Annotated in this window: 12 protein-coding genes; 6 read left to right on the top strand and 6 right to left on the bottom strand. The window is 67.0% G+C overall.

Annotation, left to right across the window (positions count from 1 at the left end; all coding sequences use genetic code 11):
* The first annotated feature begins 5 nt into the window (after positions 1-5).
* The gene (gene eccB / locus ACQP0C_RS37040) at positions 6-1,511 is read left to right on the top strand and encodes a type VII secretion protein EccB (protein ID WP_433727753.1); all 1,506 of its coding nucleotides are present in this window, start codon (positions 6-8) and stop codon (positions 1,509-1,511) included.
* A gap of 48 nt (positions 1,512-1,559) precedes the next feature.
* Here the strand turns inward: eccB and eccA are convergent, their stop codons facing one another.
* Entirely contained in the window at positions 1,560-3,380 is a 1,821-nt protein-coding gene (gene eccA, locus ACQP0C_RS37035; RefSeq protein WP_433734761.1) for a type VII secretion AAA-ATPase EccA, read from the bottom strand.
* A 276-nt stretch (positions 3,381-3,656) separates the two neighbouring features.
* Here eccA and eccD point away from each other — a divergent pair, with 276 nt between their 5' ends.
* The 3 genes from eccD to eccCa are packed head-to-tail and all read left to right on the top strand — an operon-like array spanning position 3,657 to position 10,607.
* Entirely contained in the window at positions 3,657-5,120 is a 1,464-nt protein-coding gene (gene eccD, locus ACQP0C_RS37030; RefSeq protein WP_433727750.1) for a type VII secretion integral membrane protein EccD, read from the top strand.
* Positions 5,117-6,547, top strand: a complete 1,431-nt coding sequence (gene mycP / locus ACQP0C_RS37025) for a type VII secretion-associated serine protease mycosin (protein ID WP_433727748.1) — start codon at positions 5,117-5,119, stop codon at positions 6,545-6,547. The genes eccD and mycP overlap by 4 nt, the downstream gene beginning before the upstream one ends.
* Before the next feature lie 7 nt (positions 6,548-6,554).
* Complete coding sequence (gene eccCa, locus ACQP0C_RS37020) at positions 6,555-10,607, top strand: type VII secretion protein EccCa (RefSeq protein WP_433727745.1); 4,053 nt, start codon at positions 6,555-6,557, stop codon at positions 10,605-10,607.
* Here the strand turns inward: eccCa and ACQP0C_RS37015 are convergent.
* Together ACQP0C_RS37015 and ACQP0C_RS37010 are read right to left on the bottom strand one after the other, a co-directional pair.
* Positions 10,589-11,191, bottom strand: a complete 603-nt coding sequence (locus tag ACQP0C_RS37015; RefSeq protein WP_433727743.1) for a GNAT family N-acetyltransferase — start codon at positions 11,189-11,191, stop codon at positions 10,589-10,591. The genes eccCa and ACQP0C_RS37015 overlap by 19 nt on opposite strands.
* A gap of 30 nt (positions 11,192-11,221) precedes the next feature.
* Positions 11,222-12,031: a GntR family transcriptional regulator gene (locus ACQP0C_RS37010; RefSeq protein ID WP_433727740.1), complete on the bottom strand. Its 810-nt coding sequence runs from the start codon at positions 12,029-12,031 to the stop codon at positions 11,222-11,224.
* Between the two features lie 216 nt (positions 12,032-12,247).
* Between ACQP0C_RS37010 and ACQP0C_RS37005 the strand changes: the two genes are divergently transcribed.
* Complete coding sequence (locus tag ACQP0C_RS37005) at positions 12,248-12,709, top strand: DUF4254 domain-containing protein (protein ID WP_355183731.1); 462 nt, start codon at positions 12,248-12,250, stop codon at positions 12,707-12,709.
* Positions 12,710-12,794: 85 nt separating this feature from the next.
* On the opposite strand, the gene ACQP0C_RS37000 is transcribed toward ACQP0C_RS37005, so the two are convergent.
* Positions 12,795-13,289 (bottom strand): DUF4254 domain-containing protein, encoded by a 495-nt coding sequence (locus ACQP0C_RS37000; protein WP_433727738.1) that lies wholly within the window; start codon positions 13,287-13,289, stop codon positions 12,795-12,797.
* Positions 13,286-13,717: a VOC family protein gene (locus ACQP0C_RS36995; RefSeq protein ID WP_433727736.1), complete on the bottom strand. Its 432-nt coding sequence runs from the start codon at positions 13,715-13,717 to the stop codon at positions 13,286-13,288. Before ACQP0C_RS36995 ends, ACQP0C_RS37000 begins: the two co-directional genes overlap by 4 nt.
* Before the next feature lie 99 nt (positions 13,718-13,816).
* On the opposite strand from ACQP0C_RS36995, the gene ACQP0C_RS36990 reads away from it, so the two are divergent.
* On the top strand, positions 13,817-14,791 hold the full coding sequence (locus ACQP0C_RS36990; protein WP_433727734.1) for a GlxA family transcriptional regulator: 975 nt from the start codon (positions 13,817-13,819) through the stop codon (positions 14,789-14,791).
* 15 nt (positions 14,792-14,806) lie between these two features.
* Here ACQP0C_RS36990 and ACQP0C_RS36985 read toward each other — a convergent pair whose 3' ends face one another.
* Positions 14,807-16,114, bottom strand: coding sequence for an AAA family ATPase (locus ACQP0C_RS36985; RefSeq protein WP_433734760.1), 1,308 nt, complete (start codon positions 16,112-16,114; stop codon positions 14,807-14,809).
* Between the last annotated feature and the right edge of the window lie 1,329 nt (positions 16,115-17,443).

The following is a 17,443-nucleotide window of genomic DNA, read 5'->3' as shown; positions in this document are numbered from 1 at the left end:
ACCATGTGCCTGCTCAGCTGACCACCAAGGCTCAGGTCAACGGCTACCGTTTTCTGCTGCGACGGCTCGATCACGCACTGGTTCGCCGCGATATCCGGATGCTGCACGATCCCATGCGATCTCAGCTGCGTTCGATGCTCGTCGGCGCGGTGTTCGGCCTGCTCGTGGTGGCCGGAGCGACCATCTTGGCGTTCCTGCGCCCACAGGGCGCGATCGGCGACGCGAATATCGTGATCGGCAAGGACAGCGGTGCCCTGTATGTGGTGGTGGCCGAATCCGAGGACAACAAGGACGATAAGCGCCTGCATCCGGTGCTCAACCTGGCCTCGGCCCGGCTGATCAGCGGGAGCAACGAATCACCCAAATCGGTGAAGGACGCCAAGCTTTCGTCGCTGCCGCGCGGTCCGTTGCTCGGCATTCCCGGCGCGCCCGCGGCACTGCCCGGTTCGCAGCAGGGCGGACGTTCGGACTGGTCGCTGTGCGAGACGGTGCAGCTCTCGGTCACCGGCAGCGCGGCCGCGGCCACCGGCGTCGAAACCACGATTTTCGCGGGCAAACCCCAACTGGACGAACGTGTTCGGGCGCTCGGCCCCTCGGACGCACTGCTGGTGCGGCGCAATGACAAGACCTATCTGATCTACGACGGCAAACGCGCGGAGGTCGACCCCGCCAACTCGGTGTTGACCCGTTCGCTGAATCTGGCCGGACTCAAGCCACGGCCCGTCGGCACCGGCATGCTCGATGCCGCGATCGCGGTTCCGCCGCTGGCCGTGCCGGATATTCCGCAGGCCGGACAGCCCGGTCCGGCAAAGCTTTCCGATGTGCCGGTCGGCGGTGTCATCGCCGTCGGCGGTATGGGCCGCAACGATCAGTCCCAGCTGTACCTGGTGCTCGCCGACGGCGTGCAGCCGATCACCGATTTCGCCGCACAGGTCGTTCGCACCGCGAATTCCCAGAGCATGCGCGAGATCAAGGTGGAGCCGCCGGATGTGCTGACGAATATGCCGGTGCTGCACCGACTCGCCCTCGACCACTTCCCGATGAACACCCCGAAGATCCTGTCCGCCGAGGATGCCCCGGTCACCTGTCTGAGCTGGGCGAAGGGACGCGCGTCCGGTGGCGATGCGAACGAAAGTCCCACCGACCGTGCGGTGGTCGGTCTGCTCGCGGGCAACCGCGTGCCGCTGTCCGGTTCGGCCGAGCCGGTGACCCTGGCAACCTCGGATGGGACCGGCGATCGGGTCGATTCCGCCTATATCGCACCGGCTTCGGGTGAGTTCGTGCAGGTAACCGGAACGGAACCGGGCAGTCTGCGCCGCGGCGGCCTGTTCTATGTGGCGGACAACGGAATCCGCTACGGCATCCCGGACGTCGCGACCGCGAAGGTGCTCGGCCTGAGCGATGAGCCCCGGCTGGCCCCCTGGTCGATCATCGGCCAACTGGTGCCGGGCCCGACGCTGTCCAAGAACGACGCGCTGGTCAAGCACGACATCCTGCCCGTCGGAAACTGATCGCGGCCCCGACATTGCAGGTCACGGCCGGAAATGCCGGGCCAGCTCCTAGACCCCGAGCGAGGCGAGCACACTGCCGAGGGCCGCCTGCATATCCGGCGCCTCGATCCGCATCAGCACCGTCTCGTCCACCGCGCTCAGATCCAGCGAATCGTCATTGGCCAGCCGGAACTCGCGTTCCTCCTCGGCGGATTCGATGATGTTGCGCACGAAGCGACCGTTGCCCGCGAGATCGATGCCACGGCGCGGCTGACCGCTCTGATCGACGCGCTCGGCCTCGTACAGCCGCCCGCACGCCTCGATCAGCAATTCCATTGCCCCGTCGGACAACTCCGAATCCCGCGAGCGCGCGATGAGGCTGCCGATCTGGCCGAGTTCGGTCGGGGTGTAGGACGGGAACTGCAGGCGTTTGGCGAATCGGGAGGCCAGACCGTCGTTCGCGGCGAGCAGCCGGTCGATCTCACCGTCATAGCCCGCGATGATCACCACCAGCCGGTCACGGTCGTTCTCCATGCGGGCCAGCAGGGTGTCCACCGCCTCGCGGCCGAAGGCGTCGCCGCCCTGTAGGCCGGTCTGGATCAGCGTGTACGCCTCGTCGATGAACAGCACACCGTCCATGGCGGTATCGATCAGCTTGTCGGTCTTGATGGCGGTGCCGCCGAGATTCTGGCTGACGAAGTCGACTCGCTTGGCCTCGACGACCTTATCGGTCTTGAGAAGTCCGACACCACAATAGATTTTGGCTACCACCCGGGCGATGGTGGTCTTACCGGTGCCGGGTGGTCCGGTGAACGCCAGGTGGTTGCCGCGGGCCATGCTCGCCATGCCCTTCTCGGCCCGGATCTTGGCCAGCTGTGCGGTCGCCTGCAGCTTCGCCACCTGCGTTTTCACCGATTCGAGGCCGATCTGCTTATCCAATTCGGCGCGCGCCTCGGCCAAGATCTTCTTCGCGCGGTCCTCGGCATCGGCGCTCTGCATCGCCTCGACCGAGGGCGCCGACGCCGGATCCCAGCGGTTGGTGCGCGCATCGATGGATTCCTTGCTGGTCACCGTGAGCCGGTAGGTGCGATCGCGCATCGCGGCGGTATTCGCGGCGAAATCCGGTGCCTGCGAATACACCTTCTCGAACAGGGCCTGCGCCTCGGCCTCCTTACCGGTCTCGCGCAGGCACAGGCCGCGGCAGAACATGGCGGTCGTGCGCGCCGCCGGGATCGGCCCCGCCTCGGCCTGCTCCATGCGCCGGATGGCCTCGCCGAACAGACCGAGCTGGGCGCAGGCCGAACCGACCATCACATGTGCGCCCGCCGCCAGATACGGATCGTCCCACTCGGCGGATCCGGTGAGTACGGCCATCACATCCGGCCAGCGCTGAGTGTTGAAATGCAGTACGCCACGGATATACGCGCAGATCCGATCGTCGATTTCGCGATCGGTATCGGAGAGCATCGCGGCGCGGTGCGTGGCGAGTTCGTCGAGCACGCGCTCGGCCTCGTCGTACTCCTGCTCCGAGATCAACTGTGCCGCTTGGGCCAGCCAGATCTCGGTATAGCTGGCCAGGGGATAGTCGATGTACAACCCGGCGAGGAAGCGTCCGGCCAGTGCCCGCTGTGGCAGTCCGAGCCGGCGCTGCTCGCGGTAAAGCGTTGTCGCACTGTTCTTGTGCAAGTTGTAGAGCACCTCGGTGGTGACCTCACCCGCCGCGGCCCGGCCCAGCCAGGCGTCGCACATGGTCGGATCCCACTCGGTGGCGCGCTGGAACGCCAGTTTCGCGTACTCGAGATCGCGAGCCGATTCCTGTCCGTCGATGGTCAGGCCCAGCGACAGGATTCCGGCGTCGAAGGCCCGTTGTGCTTGGCGGTTGCCGGTCATTGCTGTCAAACCCCGAAGTCTTGGTTGGAGCTATCTATTTTGGTACGCGATTGGCCGCGTTCATCTTCCGACCAGCTTAGCGATCGCGTCGGCTCGGCTCGTCCGATACATTATGTTTGCTACCGATAGGTTGCAAACATGTGTGACAACCAGATGCCACACAGGAGCGTTCGTGCGAGAGTGGAACCGAGAGTTGGTTCGACAAGTAGGGGACTGGGCGCAAGTGTTCGGATCGTTCGGTAAAGAGCTGGGGTCGGCGCGCAATTGACCGAGCCGATGAGTGGCGGCACTCGCGCCGCCGAACCAGAACTGTGCCGAGTCTCGGTGATCGGTGGAAATACCCAGCTCGATGTCGGGCTGCCGGCGACGGTGCCGATCGCCACATTTATCGGTGATCTGGTCGCCCTGATCGAATCCCGCAATCCCGATGTGGTGGAGAGCGACGACGGCGGCACCCCGCTGCATACCGAACACTGGACGCTGGCCCGCCTGGGCCGTGACGCCATCGCGCCGAGCCGCAGCCTCACCGAGGCCGAGGTGTACGACGGTGAGCTGCTGGTGCTGCGCTCGGTCACCGCGAAGGAATCGCCCGCGCTCTTCGACGATGTCATCGATGCCGTATCCCGGCTCACCGCGGCCGATTTCCGCGGCTGGTCGCCGAATGCGGCACGCTGGACCGGTCTGGTCGCCGCGGTATCGGCGGTGCTGCTCGCGGTGCTGCTGCTCGGCGCCGGGCGCGCGCACGGCGGTGGTCTCGCCGCGCCGTTCCTCGCGACCGGCGTCGCCATTGTCGCCGCGGTCGCCGCGGCGATCGCCGCGCGCAGGTACGCCGACCAATTGACCGCCACCTGGTTGTCGTTGTGCGCATTGCTGTTGTTCTTCGGTGGCGCAGCGCTTTTCGTGCCCGGCGAACTCGGCAGTCCACATCTGCTGCTCGGCTGCTCGGTCACGCTGGTGGCCGCGGCGGTGATCTACCGCGCCACCGCGACCGGTGCCGCGCTGGCATCGGCCGCGGTGACCGTCGCGCTCTTCGGCGGTATCGCCGCGCTGTGCCGGATGGTCTGGGACTTCGAATTGCCGAAGATCTCCGCCGCGATCCTGGTGGTGGCGATCACCTTGATCTCCGCGGTGCCGCGGCTGGCCGCGGTGCTGGCCCGGCTGCCGATTCCGCCGGTGCCGACCGCGGGCGGTGCGATCGATCCGGCCGATCACGAACCGCGCCCCACCATCGAGGGCATCGGCGCGATCGGCGCCACCGCGCTGCCCTCGGCGGCCGGCCTCGGTGAGCGCGCCAGGGCCGCCAATCAGTACCAGACCGGCATGCTCATCGCCTGTGCCATCGCCGCGGCGGTCGGTGCGCTCGGCGCCGCCGATCCGCTGGGATCCGCACGCTGGCAAGGGATTACCCTCGCGGTCATCGCCGCGGTGATCGTGAGTCTGCGCGGCCGCTCCTTCGCCGACCTGGTGCAGGCCGGCGCGCTGATCGCGGGCGGAGCCGTCATCGTCATCGGCCTGATCACCGGCCTGGCCCTCGGCGATTCGGATCTGCTGTTGTTGGCGGGTGTACTGCTGCTGGCCCTGGCCGCCGCGGTGGTGGTGTTCGGCGTGATCGGCCCGCACCTCGAGGTGACGCCGGTGACCCGGCGGGCCATGGAGATCATCGAATATCTGCTGATCGTCGCGGTGATCCCGCTGGTGCTGTGGATCATGGGCGTGTATTCGATGGCCAGAAACCTATGACGGCTCGGGCGAGCACGCCCGGCTGGCGGCGCAGGACCGGAATCACCTGCGCCGCCGCAGTTCTCGGCGCGGCGGTCCTCGGCTCATTCGCACCCGCTGGCGCGATCCCACCGCCGACGATCGATGCGGGTGCGCTCGGACCGGCACAGGCGCTCAGCGGGCGGCCCGCGCCCTTGGAGCCGACCGAGCAGAAGGTCGTCTGCGCCGAACTGTCGCTCATCGGTGGCGCCCCGGCGGAGCCGCCGCTGCCGCAGCGCGTGCTCGATCTGCCAGCGGCCTGGCAGTTCAGTCGCGGTGCCGGACAGAAGGTCGCGGTCATCGATACCGGTGTGAATCGGCATCCGCGCCTGCCCGCGCTACAGGCCGGTGGCGACTACGTCTCCGATTCCGACGGCACCGCCGACTGTGACGGTCACGGCACCCTGGTCGCTGGCATCATCGCCGCACGGCCGAGCCCCGATGACGCTTTCGTCGGCGTCGCACCCGATGCCGAGATCCTCAGCATCCGCCAGCTGAGCACGCACTATGAGCGCAAGGATCGGGCGGGCGGCGATCAGCCGCCCGATGCCATGGTGCGCTCCGGCTACGGCAGTGTGCTGGCGCTGGCCGCCGCGGTGGTCCGCGCCGTCGATATGGGCGCGACCGTCATCAATATCTCCGAAGTCTCGTGCAGCGCAGTGGGAACCGATACCGCCGACGTTCCGCTCGGCGCCGCGGTGAAGTACGCCTACGACCACAATGTGGTGGTGGTCGCGGCGGCGGGCAATGTGGAGAACGGCGGCGCGTGCGAGAAGCAGAACGATGGTTCGGGCTGGAACAGCGTGCAGACCATCGCGAGTCCGGCCTGGTTCCAGCCCTACGTGCTGACGGTCGCCTCCATCGATCCGAACGGCTCGCCCTCGGCACTGTCCCTGCACGGTCCGTGGGTCGGCGCGGCCGCCATCGGACGCAATATCGTCTCGCTCGACAATAAGCCGGGCGGCACCGGACTGGTCAATGGCGCGATCACCCAGGAGGGCACCGGATCCATTCAAGGCACCAGCTTCGCCGCACCCTATGTCGCCGGGCTGGCCGCACTGGTTCGGTCCCGATTCCCGGAGCTCACCGCCGGACAGGTGATCGAGCGGATCACCCGCACCGCGCACGCGCCCGGTCCGGGCCGCGACGATCGGGTCGGACACGGCCTGATCGATCCGCTGGCCGCGCTCACCGCGCAGCTGCCGGATAAGCCGATCGGCGTCGGCGCGGACACCCCACGTGTCATGGCGGCCCCGGTACATCCGGCCGGACCCGATCCACTGCCGCGTCGCGTCGCGGTCATCGGCTCGGTCACCTGCCTGATCGTGCTGGGACTCGGTGCGGCCCTGTCGATTCCGTTCCGGCGCTCGCGTGGCTCCGCCGACCTCGACTCCGAAACAGAGCTGTAGAGGACCCATGGTTACCGAAGGTTTCGTGCGCCGCCCCCGCATCGCCCCGCCGCGTGCGCCGGGCGGCGAGGTGGCATTGAATTCGCCGCCGGAGATCCAGCGGGCACTACCCGGACCGCTGATCATGAAGGTAATGCCGGTGATCATGGTGTTCGCCGTCGCCGGCATGATCGCGATGATGGTGATGATGGGTCGCAACCTGCTCGCCAACCCGTTCATGCTGATGTTCCCGATGATGATGCTCATGTCGATGGGCGGCATGATGCTCGGCATGCGGGGCAACGGCCCCAAGGGCGCCGGCGAGCTCAACGAGGAACGTAAGGACTACTTCCGATATCTGGACCAGATGCGCAAGGATGTCCGCCGCACCGGTACCAAGCAGCTGGAGTCGCTGTCCTGGAGTCATCCGGAACCGATCGATCTGCCGTCGGTGATCGGCACCCGCAGGATGTGGGAACGTCGCCCGAACGATCCGGACTTCGGACATGTGCGGGTCGGGGTCGGCAGCCACCGATTGGCGACGAAGCTGGCCCGCCCGGAGACCGGACCGCTGGAGGATCTGGAGCCGGTCTCCACCGTGGCGCTGCGCCGTTTCGTGCGTACCCATTCGGTGGTGCACCAGCTGCCGACCGCGGTATCGCTGCGCGCCTTCCCGGCCATCAATCTCGGTGGCGATACCGCGGCGGCCCGGATGCTCGCGCGCTCGATGCTGATGGAGCTCACCGCATTTCACGGACCCGACCACGTCGCGGTGGCCATCGTCTGCGCCGATCCCGACGGTCCGGCCTGGGCATGGGCGAAATGGCTGCCGCACCTGCAACATCCGATCGTCCGCGACGGCATGGGCTCGGCCAGGATGATGTACGGATCGCTGGCCGAACTAGAGACCGCACTCGCCTCGGAACTGCTCGAGCGCGGCCGGTTCATGCGCAATCCGCAACCGACACAGGGCCGGTTGCATCTGGTGGTCATCATCGATGACGGCTACGTCAACGGCACCGAGCGGTTGATCAGCGAATCCGGCCTGGACTCGGTCACCGTGCTCGATCTGACCGCCCCGGAGAACGGCCTCGCCGCCCGGCGCGGACTGCAACTGGTGGTCGGTGACGGTGAGGTGAGCGCGAAAAGTGCTGCGGGCACCGAGAAATTCGCCGCCACCGATGTGGTGAGTGCGGCCGAGGCCGAGGCCTTCGCCCGCAGCCTGGCCCGGTTCCGGATCGCGACGGCCGCACAGATCGTCAGCCTCGGTGACGACACCAGGACCGATCCCGGTTTGATGGCGCTGCTCAAGATTCCGGATGCCGCGCAGATCGAACCGTCGAAGGTGTGGCGTCCGCGCACCGCCCGCGAGCGGCTGCGCGTGCCGATCGGCGTCACCCCGGACGGCACCCCGGTCGAAATCGATATCAAGGAATCCGCCGAGAGCGGTATGGGTCCGCACGGATTGTGCATCGGCGCAACGGGTTCGGGTAAATCCGAATTCCTGCGCACGCTGGTGCTCTCGATGGTGACCACGCACTCACCGGACGCGCTGAACCTGGTGCTCGTCGACTTCAAGGGTGGCGCCACCTTCCTCGGCCTGGACTCCCTGCCGCACGTCGCCGCGGTCATCACCAACCTCGAGGAAGAACTCTCGATGGTGGACCGCATGAAGGACGCGCTGGCCGGTGAGATGAACCGCCGCCAGGAATTGCTGCGCGCCGCGGGCAATTTCGCCAATGTCACCGATTACGAGAAGGCGCGCGCGGCGGGTGTCGCACTGGACCCGTTGCCCGCACTGTTCGTCATCGTCGACGAGTTCTCCGAATTGCTCTCGCAGAAGCCGGATTTCGCGGATCTGTTCGTCATGATCGGGCGCCTCGGCCGCTCACTGCACGTGCACCTGCTGCTGGCCTCGCAGCGACTGGAGGAGAACAAGCTGCGCGGTCTCGACTCGCACCTGTCCTACCGGATCGGTCTGCGCACCTTCTCGGCCAACGAATCCCGCGCGGTGCTCGGCATCACCGATGCCTATCACCTGCCCGGCATCCCCGGCTCCGGCTATCTCAAGAGCGATGCCGATGATCCGCTGCGGTTCAACGCGACCTATGTGTCCGGCCCGTATGTCTCGCCGAGCGGTAGCAGGCAGGTGGACGGCCGGGTGGTCGGCGGTCAGTCGCCGACGGTGTTCACGGCCGCGCCGGTCGAGGTCAAGGAGCGACCGCAGCCGGTGCGCATGGAGCTGCCCGATCTGCCACCGCCGCCGGGAGCCGAGCCGGAGGAGGAACCGCAGAGCGGGGGCGTCCCCGAGACGCTGCTCGAGGTGGTCGTGAAACGCCTCACCGGACATGGCCGTCCGGCGCACGAGGTGTGGTTGCCGCCGCTGGACGAGTCGCCGACGGTGGATATGCTGCTGCCCGATCCGGATTGGCGTTCCCCGGTCAACCGGCACGGTCAGCTGTGGATGCCGATCGGCATCATCGATAAGCCCTACGAACAGCGCCGTGACGTGCTGACCATCCAATTGGCAGGTGCGCAGGGCAATGTCGCGGTCGTCGGCGGTCCGCAGTCCGGCAAGTCCACGGCCATCCGCACCATCGTCATGGCCGCAGCCGCGACCCACAGCCCCGAACAGGTGCAGTTCTACTGCCTCGATTTCGGTGGTGGCAGTCTCGCCGGTCTGTCCGGTCTGCCGCATGTCGGCTCGGTCGCCGGCCGTCTCGACGGCGATCGGGTGCGGCGTACCGTCGCCGAGCTGACCACCCTGATGCGCCAGCGCGAGGAGCGTTTCGCCGCACTCGGTATCGAGTCCATGGTCGAGTTCCGCCGCCGCAAGTACTCCCAGATGGAGGCCAGGCTCATCAACGGGACCCAGGCCGATCCGAACGATCCGCTGGCCGCGGACCAGTTCGGCGATGTCTTCCTGGTCATCGACGGCTGGCAGGCCATGCGCGAGGAGTTCGACGCGGTCGAACCGCAGATCACCGCCATTGCGGCACAGGGGCTCTCCTATGGCATCCACCTGATCATCGGCGCCGCCCGCTGGGGCGAGATCCGCCCCAATGTGAAGGACCAGATCGGCACCAGGGTGGAGCTGCGCCTCGGCGATCCGACGGACTCCGAAATGGGCAGGCGCACCGCGGCGCTGGTCCCGGTCGGCCGTCCAGGCCGCGGTCTGACCCCCGATGAACTGCATATGCTCATCGCGCTGCCCAGGCTGGATTCCGATTCCGATCCGCAGACCCTGGCCGAGGGCGCGGCCCAGGCCAGAGACCAGATGCAGCAGCTCTACCCCGGCCGACGGGCCCCCGAGGTGCGCATGCTGCCGCAGCAGATCGGCCGCGAGGAGGTCGTGGCGATCGCGCGCCGACACGAGGTCGAACTCGGGCCGACCAAGATCCTCGTCGGACTCGGCGAGAACGAATTGGACCCGTTCGTCCTGGATTTCGGCCAGGAACCACACTTCATGGCCTTCGCCGATGTGGAATGCGGCAAGACGACGCTGCTGCGCAATATCGCCATGGGCATTACCGAGAACGCGACCCCGGAGCAGGCGAAGATCATTCTCATCGACTACCGCCGCAGCCTGCTCGGCGTGGTCGATGAGGCCCATCTCGGCGGCTACTCCACCTCATCGCAGACCTGCGGCCCGATGGTCAACGAACTCGCCAGATATATGTCCAAGCGCATCCCCGGCTCCGATATCACCCCGCAGCAGCTGCGCGAACGCAGTTGGTGGACCGGACCGGAGATCTACCTGCTCGTCGACGATTACGACATGATCACCGCGGGCATCAATCCGCTGCTCCCGCTGCTGGAATACCTGCCGCAAGCTCGCGATATCGGTCTGCACGTGGTCGTCACCCGGCGCACCGGCGGGGTCTCGCGCGCGCTCTACGACAATGTGCTCGGCGGTATGAAGAACCTTTCCGTCGACGCGCTGATCATGAGCGGCCCCAAGGACGAGGGCAAGCTGATCGGCGATGTCCGCCCGATGAAACTGCCGCCCGGCCGCGGCATTCTGGTGTCGCGCAACCGAGGTCAGGAGATGGTGCAGATCGCCTATCTGCCGCCGCTGTGAGCCTCGAACCCGGGCAGCGGCTCCGGTATCCGCGTCAGCACGGGTGTCATCGGCTCGAATGTCCAGCTGTCGGAGCGGCGTTGGAACAGGGCCTGGGACGGGCCGGATGAGACCGGTCCCGCGATCCTGACCAGGTGGAAGCCTTCTCGGCGGTAGTAGTCGTGCAGATCGGTATTGGTGGTCCAGGCATCGAGCCGGACCCAGTGGCGCTGTTGCTCGCGCGCGAGCGATGCCGCGTGGGCCAGTAGTCGGTGGCCGATGCGCTGACCGGCGAAGCGCAGGTCGACGATCATGTAGTGCACGACCACCGCGTCGGCCAGTTCCCACGGTGACCAGAGCCCCGGGTCGGCTTGGTCGTTGACGGTGATCGTCCCGGCCGGTTCACCGTCCACCTCGGCGATCCAGGTTTCCCCCGCGTCCAGCGACCGGCCGACCGCACTGGCGAAGATCTCGATCGGCCGGCCGCGACTGGCCACGGTCCACTGATCGGAGCCACGGGCGGTCAGCCAGGCGGTGCGCTGAATCCGCAGGCGGCAGATCGAGCCGAGATCACTGAGGGATGCCCGGCGGATCACGGTAGTCATGACAACACCGTATTCATGGCGAAACGTTTTTCATGGCAAGGCGATACCCGGCCCGTAGGAGATGCCGAGGGTGTGTCGGATGAGGCCGATGCCCGCGTCGTCGCCCAATTCGTAGGCGAGCCGGTTGCGGGTCGCGATCGAGCGGTGCCGTGTGGCCCGGGTGATGCGCTCGTGGTTGGCGCCGATGCGCAGGTGATCCAGCAGGATGGTGCCGGTCGCGACGCCGAGCACGATCGCCTCTTCCGCGCTGGCCGGGCGGGCGACGAGCGTGTCGCGATGTGCGGTTTCGGCTTGTCCGCGGTCCGCGAGTCTGCGTGTCGTGCCCTCCGGAATATCGTGCGGCGAATCGATGCCGGTCGCCTCCGCCAAGTCCCGTGGATAGAAGCTCACCTCCCACGACCACGGCTCGTTATCGAGATACTGGACAACCGTCCTGGCCAATACCCAGGAGTCCTCCGGCACACCGAGCCAGTGCGCCACCTCCGGACTCGCCGGTTCCATCTTGGCGCTGAATTCCTTGGTCGGCTCGCGGCGTGCCGCGCGGGCGATCTCTTCGAAGATGTCATGGGGCGACTGCGGTCGATCCGGGCGAATATGGTCGGTGAGCACCGATTCCAGCACTTCCTGGTTTCGCACGATGGTGCCGCGGGAAGTGGCTGTGTAGACCAGATTCTCGGCGACGAGCACCTGAATGGCATTGCGCGCGGTGGTGATCGAAACCTGCATTTGATCGGCCAGCTCGGTATAGCTGGGCAACCGATCACCCGGATTCCACTTGCCTGCGCGGATCTCCTCACGGAGGAGGTCTGCGATCCGGTGATACGTCGGACCGTCCGCCATCTTGCTCCTCGGTCAGTCGTGCAGGTAACGAAGTGTACTCTTCGTGACTCCCTACGGCCGGGTAACGCTTGACAGGTGCCTTCAGAGGTTTATTGTAATGAACGTCCTGATCCAGCAGGTGTTGTGCGGCGATGACGGCGAGGCAACGTGGCAGGTTCGGATTCATCTACGGTTGTGATGGCTCTTCCCGGCACATCGCGGTGTGTCGATTCGACGGTGCAGTCCCTGACTCCCGGACTGCTGCCGACCTCGGATCTACTCGTTCGCGCGTGCCGCGGTCACCGAGTTGTCGGTGGCCCGCTCCTCTGGTTCGCCCGTGACCTCGCGGTGCTGCACGAGAGACGACTCGTCGGCCGCGGTGGTTCGGTGTCGACCGACCAGGCGACGATTCTCGAAATCGAGCGTCGCAGAGTCGAATTGGTCATGGCCATCGACGATTGGGTGGCGCGCAGTGTGCCGCAGCATCGGCTCGGCGCGACGCTACACACCGAAACCGTCGGCTCGGTCATCGACCGGATCGCGGAATCGTCGGTGCGCGCCCACCACGCGTTGATGACACTGGACGCCCACGACGACCAGTTGCACAGCGCGTGGCACCATCTCGCCGAATTGGCCGATGCCTATGACGATTTGGTGCGCGACATACTCGCGGGCCGGCGGCGACTCCCGGAGTGGTGACGACCCGGGTTGACGAGGGGCCGTGGCAGTTCCCGATGGACCGGCCACGGCCCCTTGCCGATTCGGTGTGCCGTGCATCGACAGCTCAGCGGCGTCGGGTGTGCGGGGACAGGCACCACCGCCCGCTCTCGGCCTGACGGACCAAGTCACCGTAGGCGATTGCCAGTTCGGCCAGTCGCGTCCATGCCACACGCATGTGTTCCCCGGACAGCTCCTCGGTCATCAGCAGGTGGAACGCGCGATCGGCGGTGGCCGCGATGCGATCGATGGTGTCGCCGAGTTTGGTGTCGAGGAGATCGGCGGATCGGCCCGGCAGGTGCTCGAACGCCCAGGCATTGATATTGGCGACCAGTTCGATTCGCAGACAGTCGATTACCGCGGTGGACTGCGGACGCTCGCGCCGGATGCGATGCAATCGGACCAGATCGCGCGACCACTGACACACATGTCCGCGCACCTGCTGACCGCTCATCGCGCACAGTAATTCGCCGGTGCTCGGCAGTGCGGCGCCCGCGGTCGTGTGGACCAGTGTCGGGCGGCTACGGAATATCGGGTTACCGCAGTGCGCGGGGGCGTTCACAGCGGTGCGGTGAGCTCGAGGTGGATACCGTCGGGATCGCTGAACGATAGGATCGCGATACCGAATGCCTCGAGCCGGATGATCTCCCCGTGTTCGATTCCGGCCTCGGACAACCGGGTTTCGGTACGCGTCAGATCGTCCACCGATGTCACGTTGAAGCTGAGATGGTCGAGTCCGACGCGCTCGGAGTCGAACCGGTCGGTAGGTGCGGCCACCGGACGCAGCCCGAAAAGCATTCCATTCGTCTGGAAGACGACGCCGCCGTAGAGCTGGGTGGGATCGGTGCGCACCTGCGGATCGTCGGGGCTGCCCGGTGATTCCGCGGCGATATGGAAGCCGAGCACATCCCGGTAGAACGCCTTGGACCGCTCGAGATCGGTCACGGTCAGGCGGACGTGGTGGATGCCGTAGGTTTCGACGAGCGTCATGGGAACTCCGCGGGGCAGGACGGATAAGTATTACGAGACTAGGGCGCTTGTTCCGCGGATCCGAGTGTCGGAAACGACATATTCAGTACTGTTTGCGACATGGATGTTGCGGTCTTCGTACAGGACGGCGTTGCCGATCTCGGACTCACCGCCGTGTTGGAGACCTTCGCCACCGCGAATGGGCTACGCGGTGAACTGGACACGGCGCCCGAACCCTGGCGGGTGCACATGGTGTCCGACGGCGGGCAGGTGCGCACGGCGCACGGTTTTCTCGCCCAGACGACACCGATGACCGAATTGCCCGATGACATCGGTCTGATGGTCGTGCCCGCCTCGCGCGTGCTGGATGCGGACGGGCTGATCGGACTGGTCTCCGCGTCCGCGAATCGGCCGGTGCTGCAACTGATGACGCGCGCCTACGAATCCGGCGCACACCTCGCCGCGGCATGCACCGGCACCTTCTACTTGGCCGAGGCGGGCGTGCTGGACGGTGCGGTGGCGACAACGAGCTGGTGGCTCGGACCGGCCTTTCGACGCCGATATCCGCGCATCGACCTGGACGAGAGCCGGATCCTGTGCCGCGCGGACCGGCTCACGACCGCGGCGGCCACACTGTCCCATATCGACCTCGCCCTGTCATTGATCGCCGCGCAGAGTCCGACTCTGGCCGAATTGACCTCCAGATACCTGGTGGTCGGCGATCGGCGCAATCAGCTCGACAGCGCGATCCCCGAGGTCGTCGCCCGCAACAACTCCCTGGTCGCCGCCTTCGAGCGCTGGGTTCGCGACCACATCGCCGAACAGTTCCTGATCGCCGACGCGGCACAGTGCCTCGGCGTCACCGAACGCACCCTGCAACGCGCCACCCAGGCCGAAATCGGCATGTCACCACGAGATTTCGTGCACGAGGTGCGGCTGGAACGAGCCACCAAACTACTGCGCACCACAACCCTGACCATCGAGGCGATCGCCGTCAAGGTCGGCTACCTGAACGCGGGCACCCTACGCGGCCTCTTCCGTCGCCGTCGCGGCCGATCCATCGCCGAGGTGCGCGCGTCTCGATTGTCCTGGTGAAGTGCACGCAGCAGGTCAGCCACCGTATCTGCGGTGGTCTATGGCGAATTCGTCGGCTACGGTCGCGGCGAGTTCGACGTAGGCGCGCTTGGTGGTTTTGTGCAGGCGGTGCAGATCGATTTCGGCGCCCTCGGACAGGTGCGAGTCGTACGGGATGATGTGCACGGCGCGGCAGCGTGACAGGAAGTATTCGCGCAGCTGCTGGATGCCGACATTCGGTGAACCCTCACGCGGCAGGTTGATCACCACGACCGCATTGCGGACCAAGTGGTCATGGCCGTGCAGGGACAGCCAGTCGAGCGTCGCCGCGGCACTGCGCGCGCCGTCGATCGCGGCCGAGGAGATCAGCACCAGCGAATGCGCCAGGTCGAGCACACCGCCCATGGCCGAATGCATCAGTCCGGTACCGCAGTCGGTCAGGATGATGTTGTAGAACCGCTGCAGGATGCGGGCGACCGCGCGGTACTCCTCGTCGTTGAATGCCTCCGATGCCGCCGGATCCCGTTCGCTGGCAAGCACTTCCAATCGGCTGGTGCCCTGCGAGGTATGTCTGCGCACATCCGAATAGCGCTGGATCGCGGGATCGAGCAGGAGATCACGCACGGTCGAGCGGGTCTGCAACGGCACCCGCTGCGACAGTGTGCCGAAGTCCGGATTGGCGTCGACCGCGATCACCCGGTCACCCCGGATGGAGGCGAAGATCGACCCGAGACCCATTGTCGTCGTGGTCTTTCCGACACCGCCCTTGAGTGAGAGCACCGCGATCCGATAGTCACCGCGCACCGGCTGCCTGATCCGCGCGACCAATTCCTGCAGCCGCAACTCCTCCGCGGACAACCCGGGATTGATCGCACCGCCCGAGACATGGTGCACGGCCTTGCGCCACCCACTATTCGGCGACTTCTTGGCCCGCCGCAACGGCACATCATCGAGCGAGGGCTGCGGTCCATGCGGATGCTGCGCGCCCTGCTGATATGGCTGTGACATTCCGCCCGGCTGCCCATACCCCGGCACGGCAGGCGGCTGGCCGTATCCGGCCTGTTGCCCGCCAACAGGTGGTTGGCCGTATCCGGCCTGTCGACCTCCCGCGGGCGGCTGGCCGTATCCGGCGTGCGAATCCCCAGCAGGCGGCTGGCCGTAATCGGCGTGCGAATCCCCAGCGGGCGGCTGGCCGTATCCGGCGTGCGAATCCCCAGCAGGCGGCTGGCCGTAATCGGCGTGCGAATCCCCAATGGGCGGCTGACCGTAACCGGGCTGTGCGTCCCCGGCGGGTGATTGGCGATAGCCGTCCTGCGGATTCCCAACGGGCGCTTGCTGTCCCATCGGCGATGGCGCATAACCCCGACCCTGCTGCCATTGGTCGGCAGGCGGCTCACCGGTCGGCGACTGCTGCCCCAACCCACCACGGGCCGCCGGATGCTGCCACTGCTCGCCCTCGGGCGCCCGCCCGATCGATGGCTGCGCATACCCGGGCCCACCCTGCCAGGGCGCGCCCCCCGGCGGTTGTTGCCCCATCGGCTGCTGATACCCGGTCCCATTGCGCCACGGATCATTCGGCTGATCGCCGCCCGGCGCGTGCTGACCCGGCTGAACAAATCCGGCCGCATCGCCATGCTGTGCATCCGCACCTACCGCGGATTGCCTCGCATCGACGGCATCGCGACCTTGTTCGCCGGACCCATACGGACCCAACGGTTCGCCCGGCCCATCGGTCGGATGCCCGGCATCATCGGCCTCGGCTCCGCCCGCGGCACCAGCATCGATCTCCGACGGCAATCGATGACGCCCACCAGCGGCCATCGATCCACCCGCGGTCCCGGGCACGGGGTGCGCGGCCCAACCAGGCGCGGCCAACCCGCGATCCCGCTTCGCCTGCCCCGAATCCAGCTGTGCGGCAGCGCCATGCGGCCCGGCGACATCGGTCCCAGATCCCTGTGCCCCCGTCCGCCCGAATTCATCGGCCTGCGATCCCGCCGATCCAGGGCCGAGATGTGTGGCCCGATCCGGCCCCGCCGATCCGCGATCCCATTGCTCCGGTACGCCACCGATGCCAGGCGCCCCGTGGAAATCGGTCGCCTGCGGTGTGAACGGCGGCTGGGTGAACTCGCCGCCGGGTCCCTGTGGTGCCGAGGCGGGTCCGTGAAGGTCGCTGCCGGGTGCCTGCGGTATGGCAGGCGGGCGGGTGAAGTCGCCGCTGGGTGCGTGTGGTGTGGACGCGGGTCCGTGGAAGTCGCTGCCGGGTGCCTGCGGTATGGCAGGCGGGCGGGTGAAGTCGCTGCCGGGTGCGTGTGGTGTGGACGCGGGTCCGTGGAAGTCGCTGCCGGGTGCCTGCGGTATCGAAGGCGGGCGGGTGAAGTCGCTGCCGGGTGCGTGTGGTGTGGACGCGGGTCCGTGGAAGTCGTCGCCGGGTGCCTGCGGTATGGCAGGCGGGCGGGTGAAGTCGCTGCCGGGTGCGTGCGGTGCGGAGGCCGGGTTGCGGAAGTCGGTGGTGCGTGTCTGTCCGGTGATCGGGGCCGAATCGCGGGCGCGATCACCCGGTGTCGGTCCGTACTCCGAGGAGGCGGGAGCCGGGGTCGTGGATCGACCTGTGCGCCGGGTCGGATCGACGGTCGCTGGATCGAATATCGGTGTCGCACCATGCGCTTGCGCGCT

The organism is Nocardia sp. CA-129566, assembly GCF_050956075.1.
Lineage (GTDB): Bacteria > Actinomycetota > Actinomycetes > Mycobacteriales > Mycobacteriaceae > Nocardia.
The sequence above is the reverse complement of the archived record's forward strand: the minus strand, read 5'-3'. Positions and strand labels throughout refer to the sequence as shown.

Coding starts and splice junctions, on each gene's coding strand:
- eccA (WP_433734761.1), bottom strand. CDS start 3,380: ATGACCGGCAACCGCCAAGCACAACGGGCCTTCGACGCCGGAATCCTG.
- eccD (WP_433727750.1), top strand. CDS start 3,657: ATGAGTGGCGGCACTCGCGCCGCCGAACCAGAACTGTGCCGAGTCTCG.
- mycP (WP_433727748.1), top strand. CDS start 5,117: ATGACGGCTCGGGCGAGCACGCCCGGCTGGCGGCGCAGGACCGGAATC.
- eccCa (WP_433727745.1), top strand. CDS start 6,555: ATGGTTACCGAAGGTTTCGTGCGCCGCCCCCGCATCGCCCCGCCGCGT.
- ACQP0C_RS37015 (WP_433727743.1), bottom strand. CDS start 11,191: ATGACTACCGTGATCCGCCGGGCATCCCTCAGTGATCTCGGCTCGATC.
- ACQP0C_RS37010 (WP_433727740.1), bottom strand. CDS start 12,031: ATGGCGGACGGTCCGACGTATCACCGGATCGCAGACCTCCTCCGTGAG.
- ACQP0C_RS36995 (WP_433727736.1), bottom strand. CDS start 13,717: ATGACGCTCGTCGAAACCTACGGCATCCACCACGTCCGCCTGACCGTG.
- ACQP0C_RS36990 (WP_433727734.1), top strand. CDS start 13,817: ATGGATGTTGCGGTCTTCGTACAGGACGGCGTTGCCGATCTCGGACTC.
- ACQP0C_RS36985 (WP_433734760.1), bottom strand. CDS start 16,114: ATGGGACAGCAAGCGCCCGTTGGGAATCCGCAGGACGGCTATCGCCAA.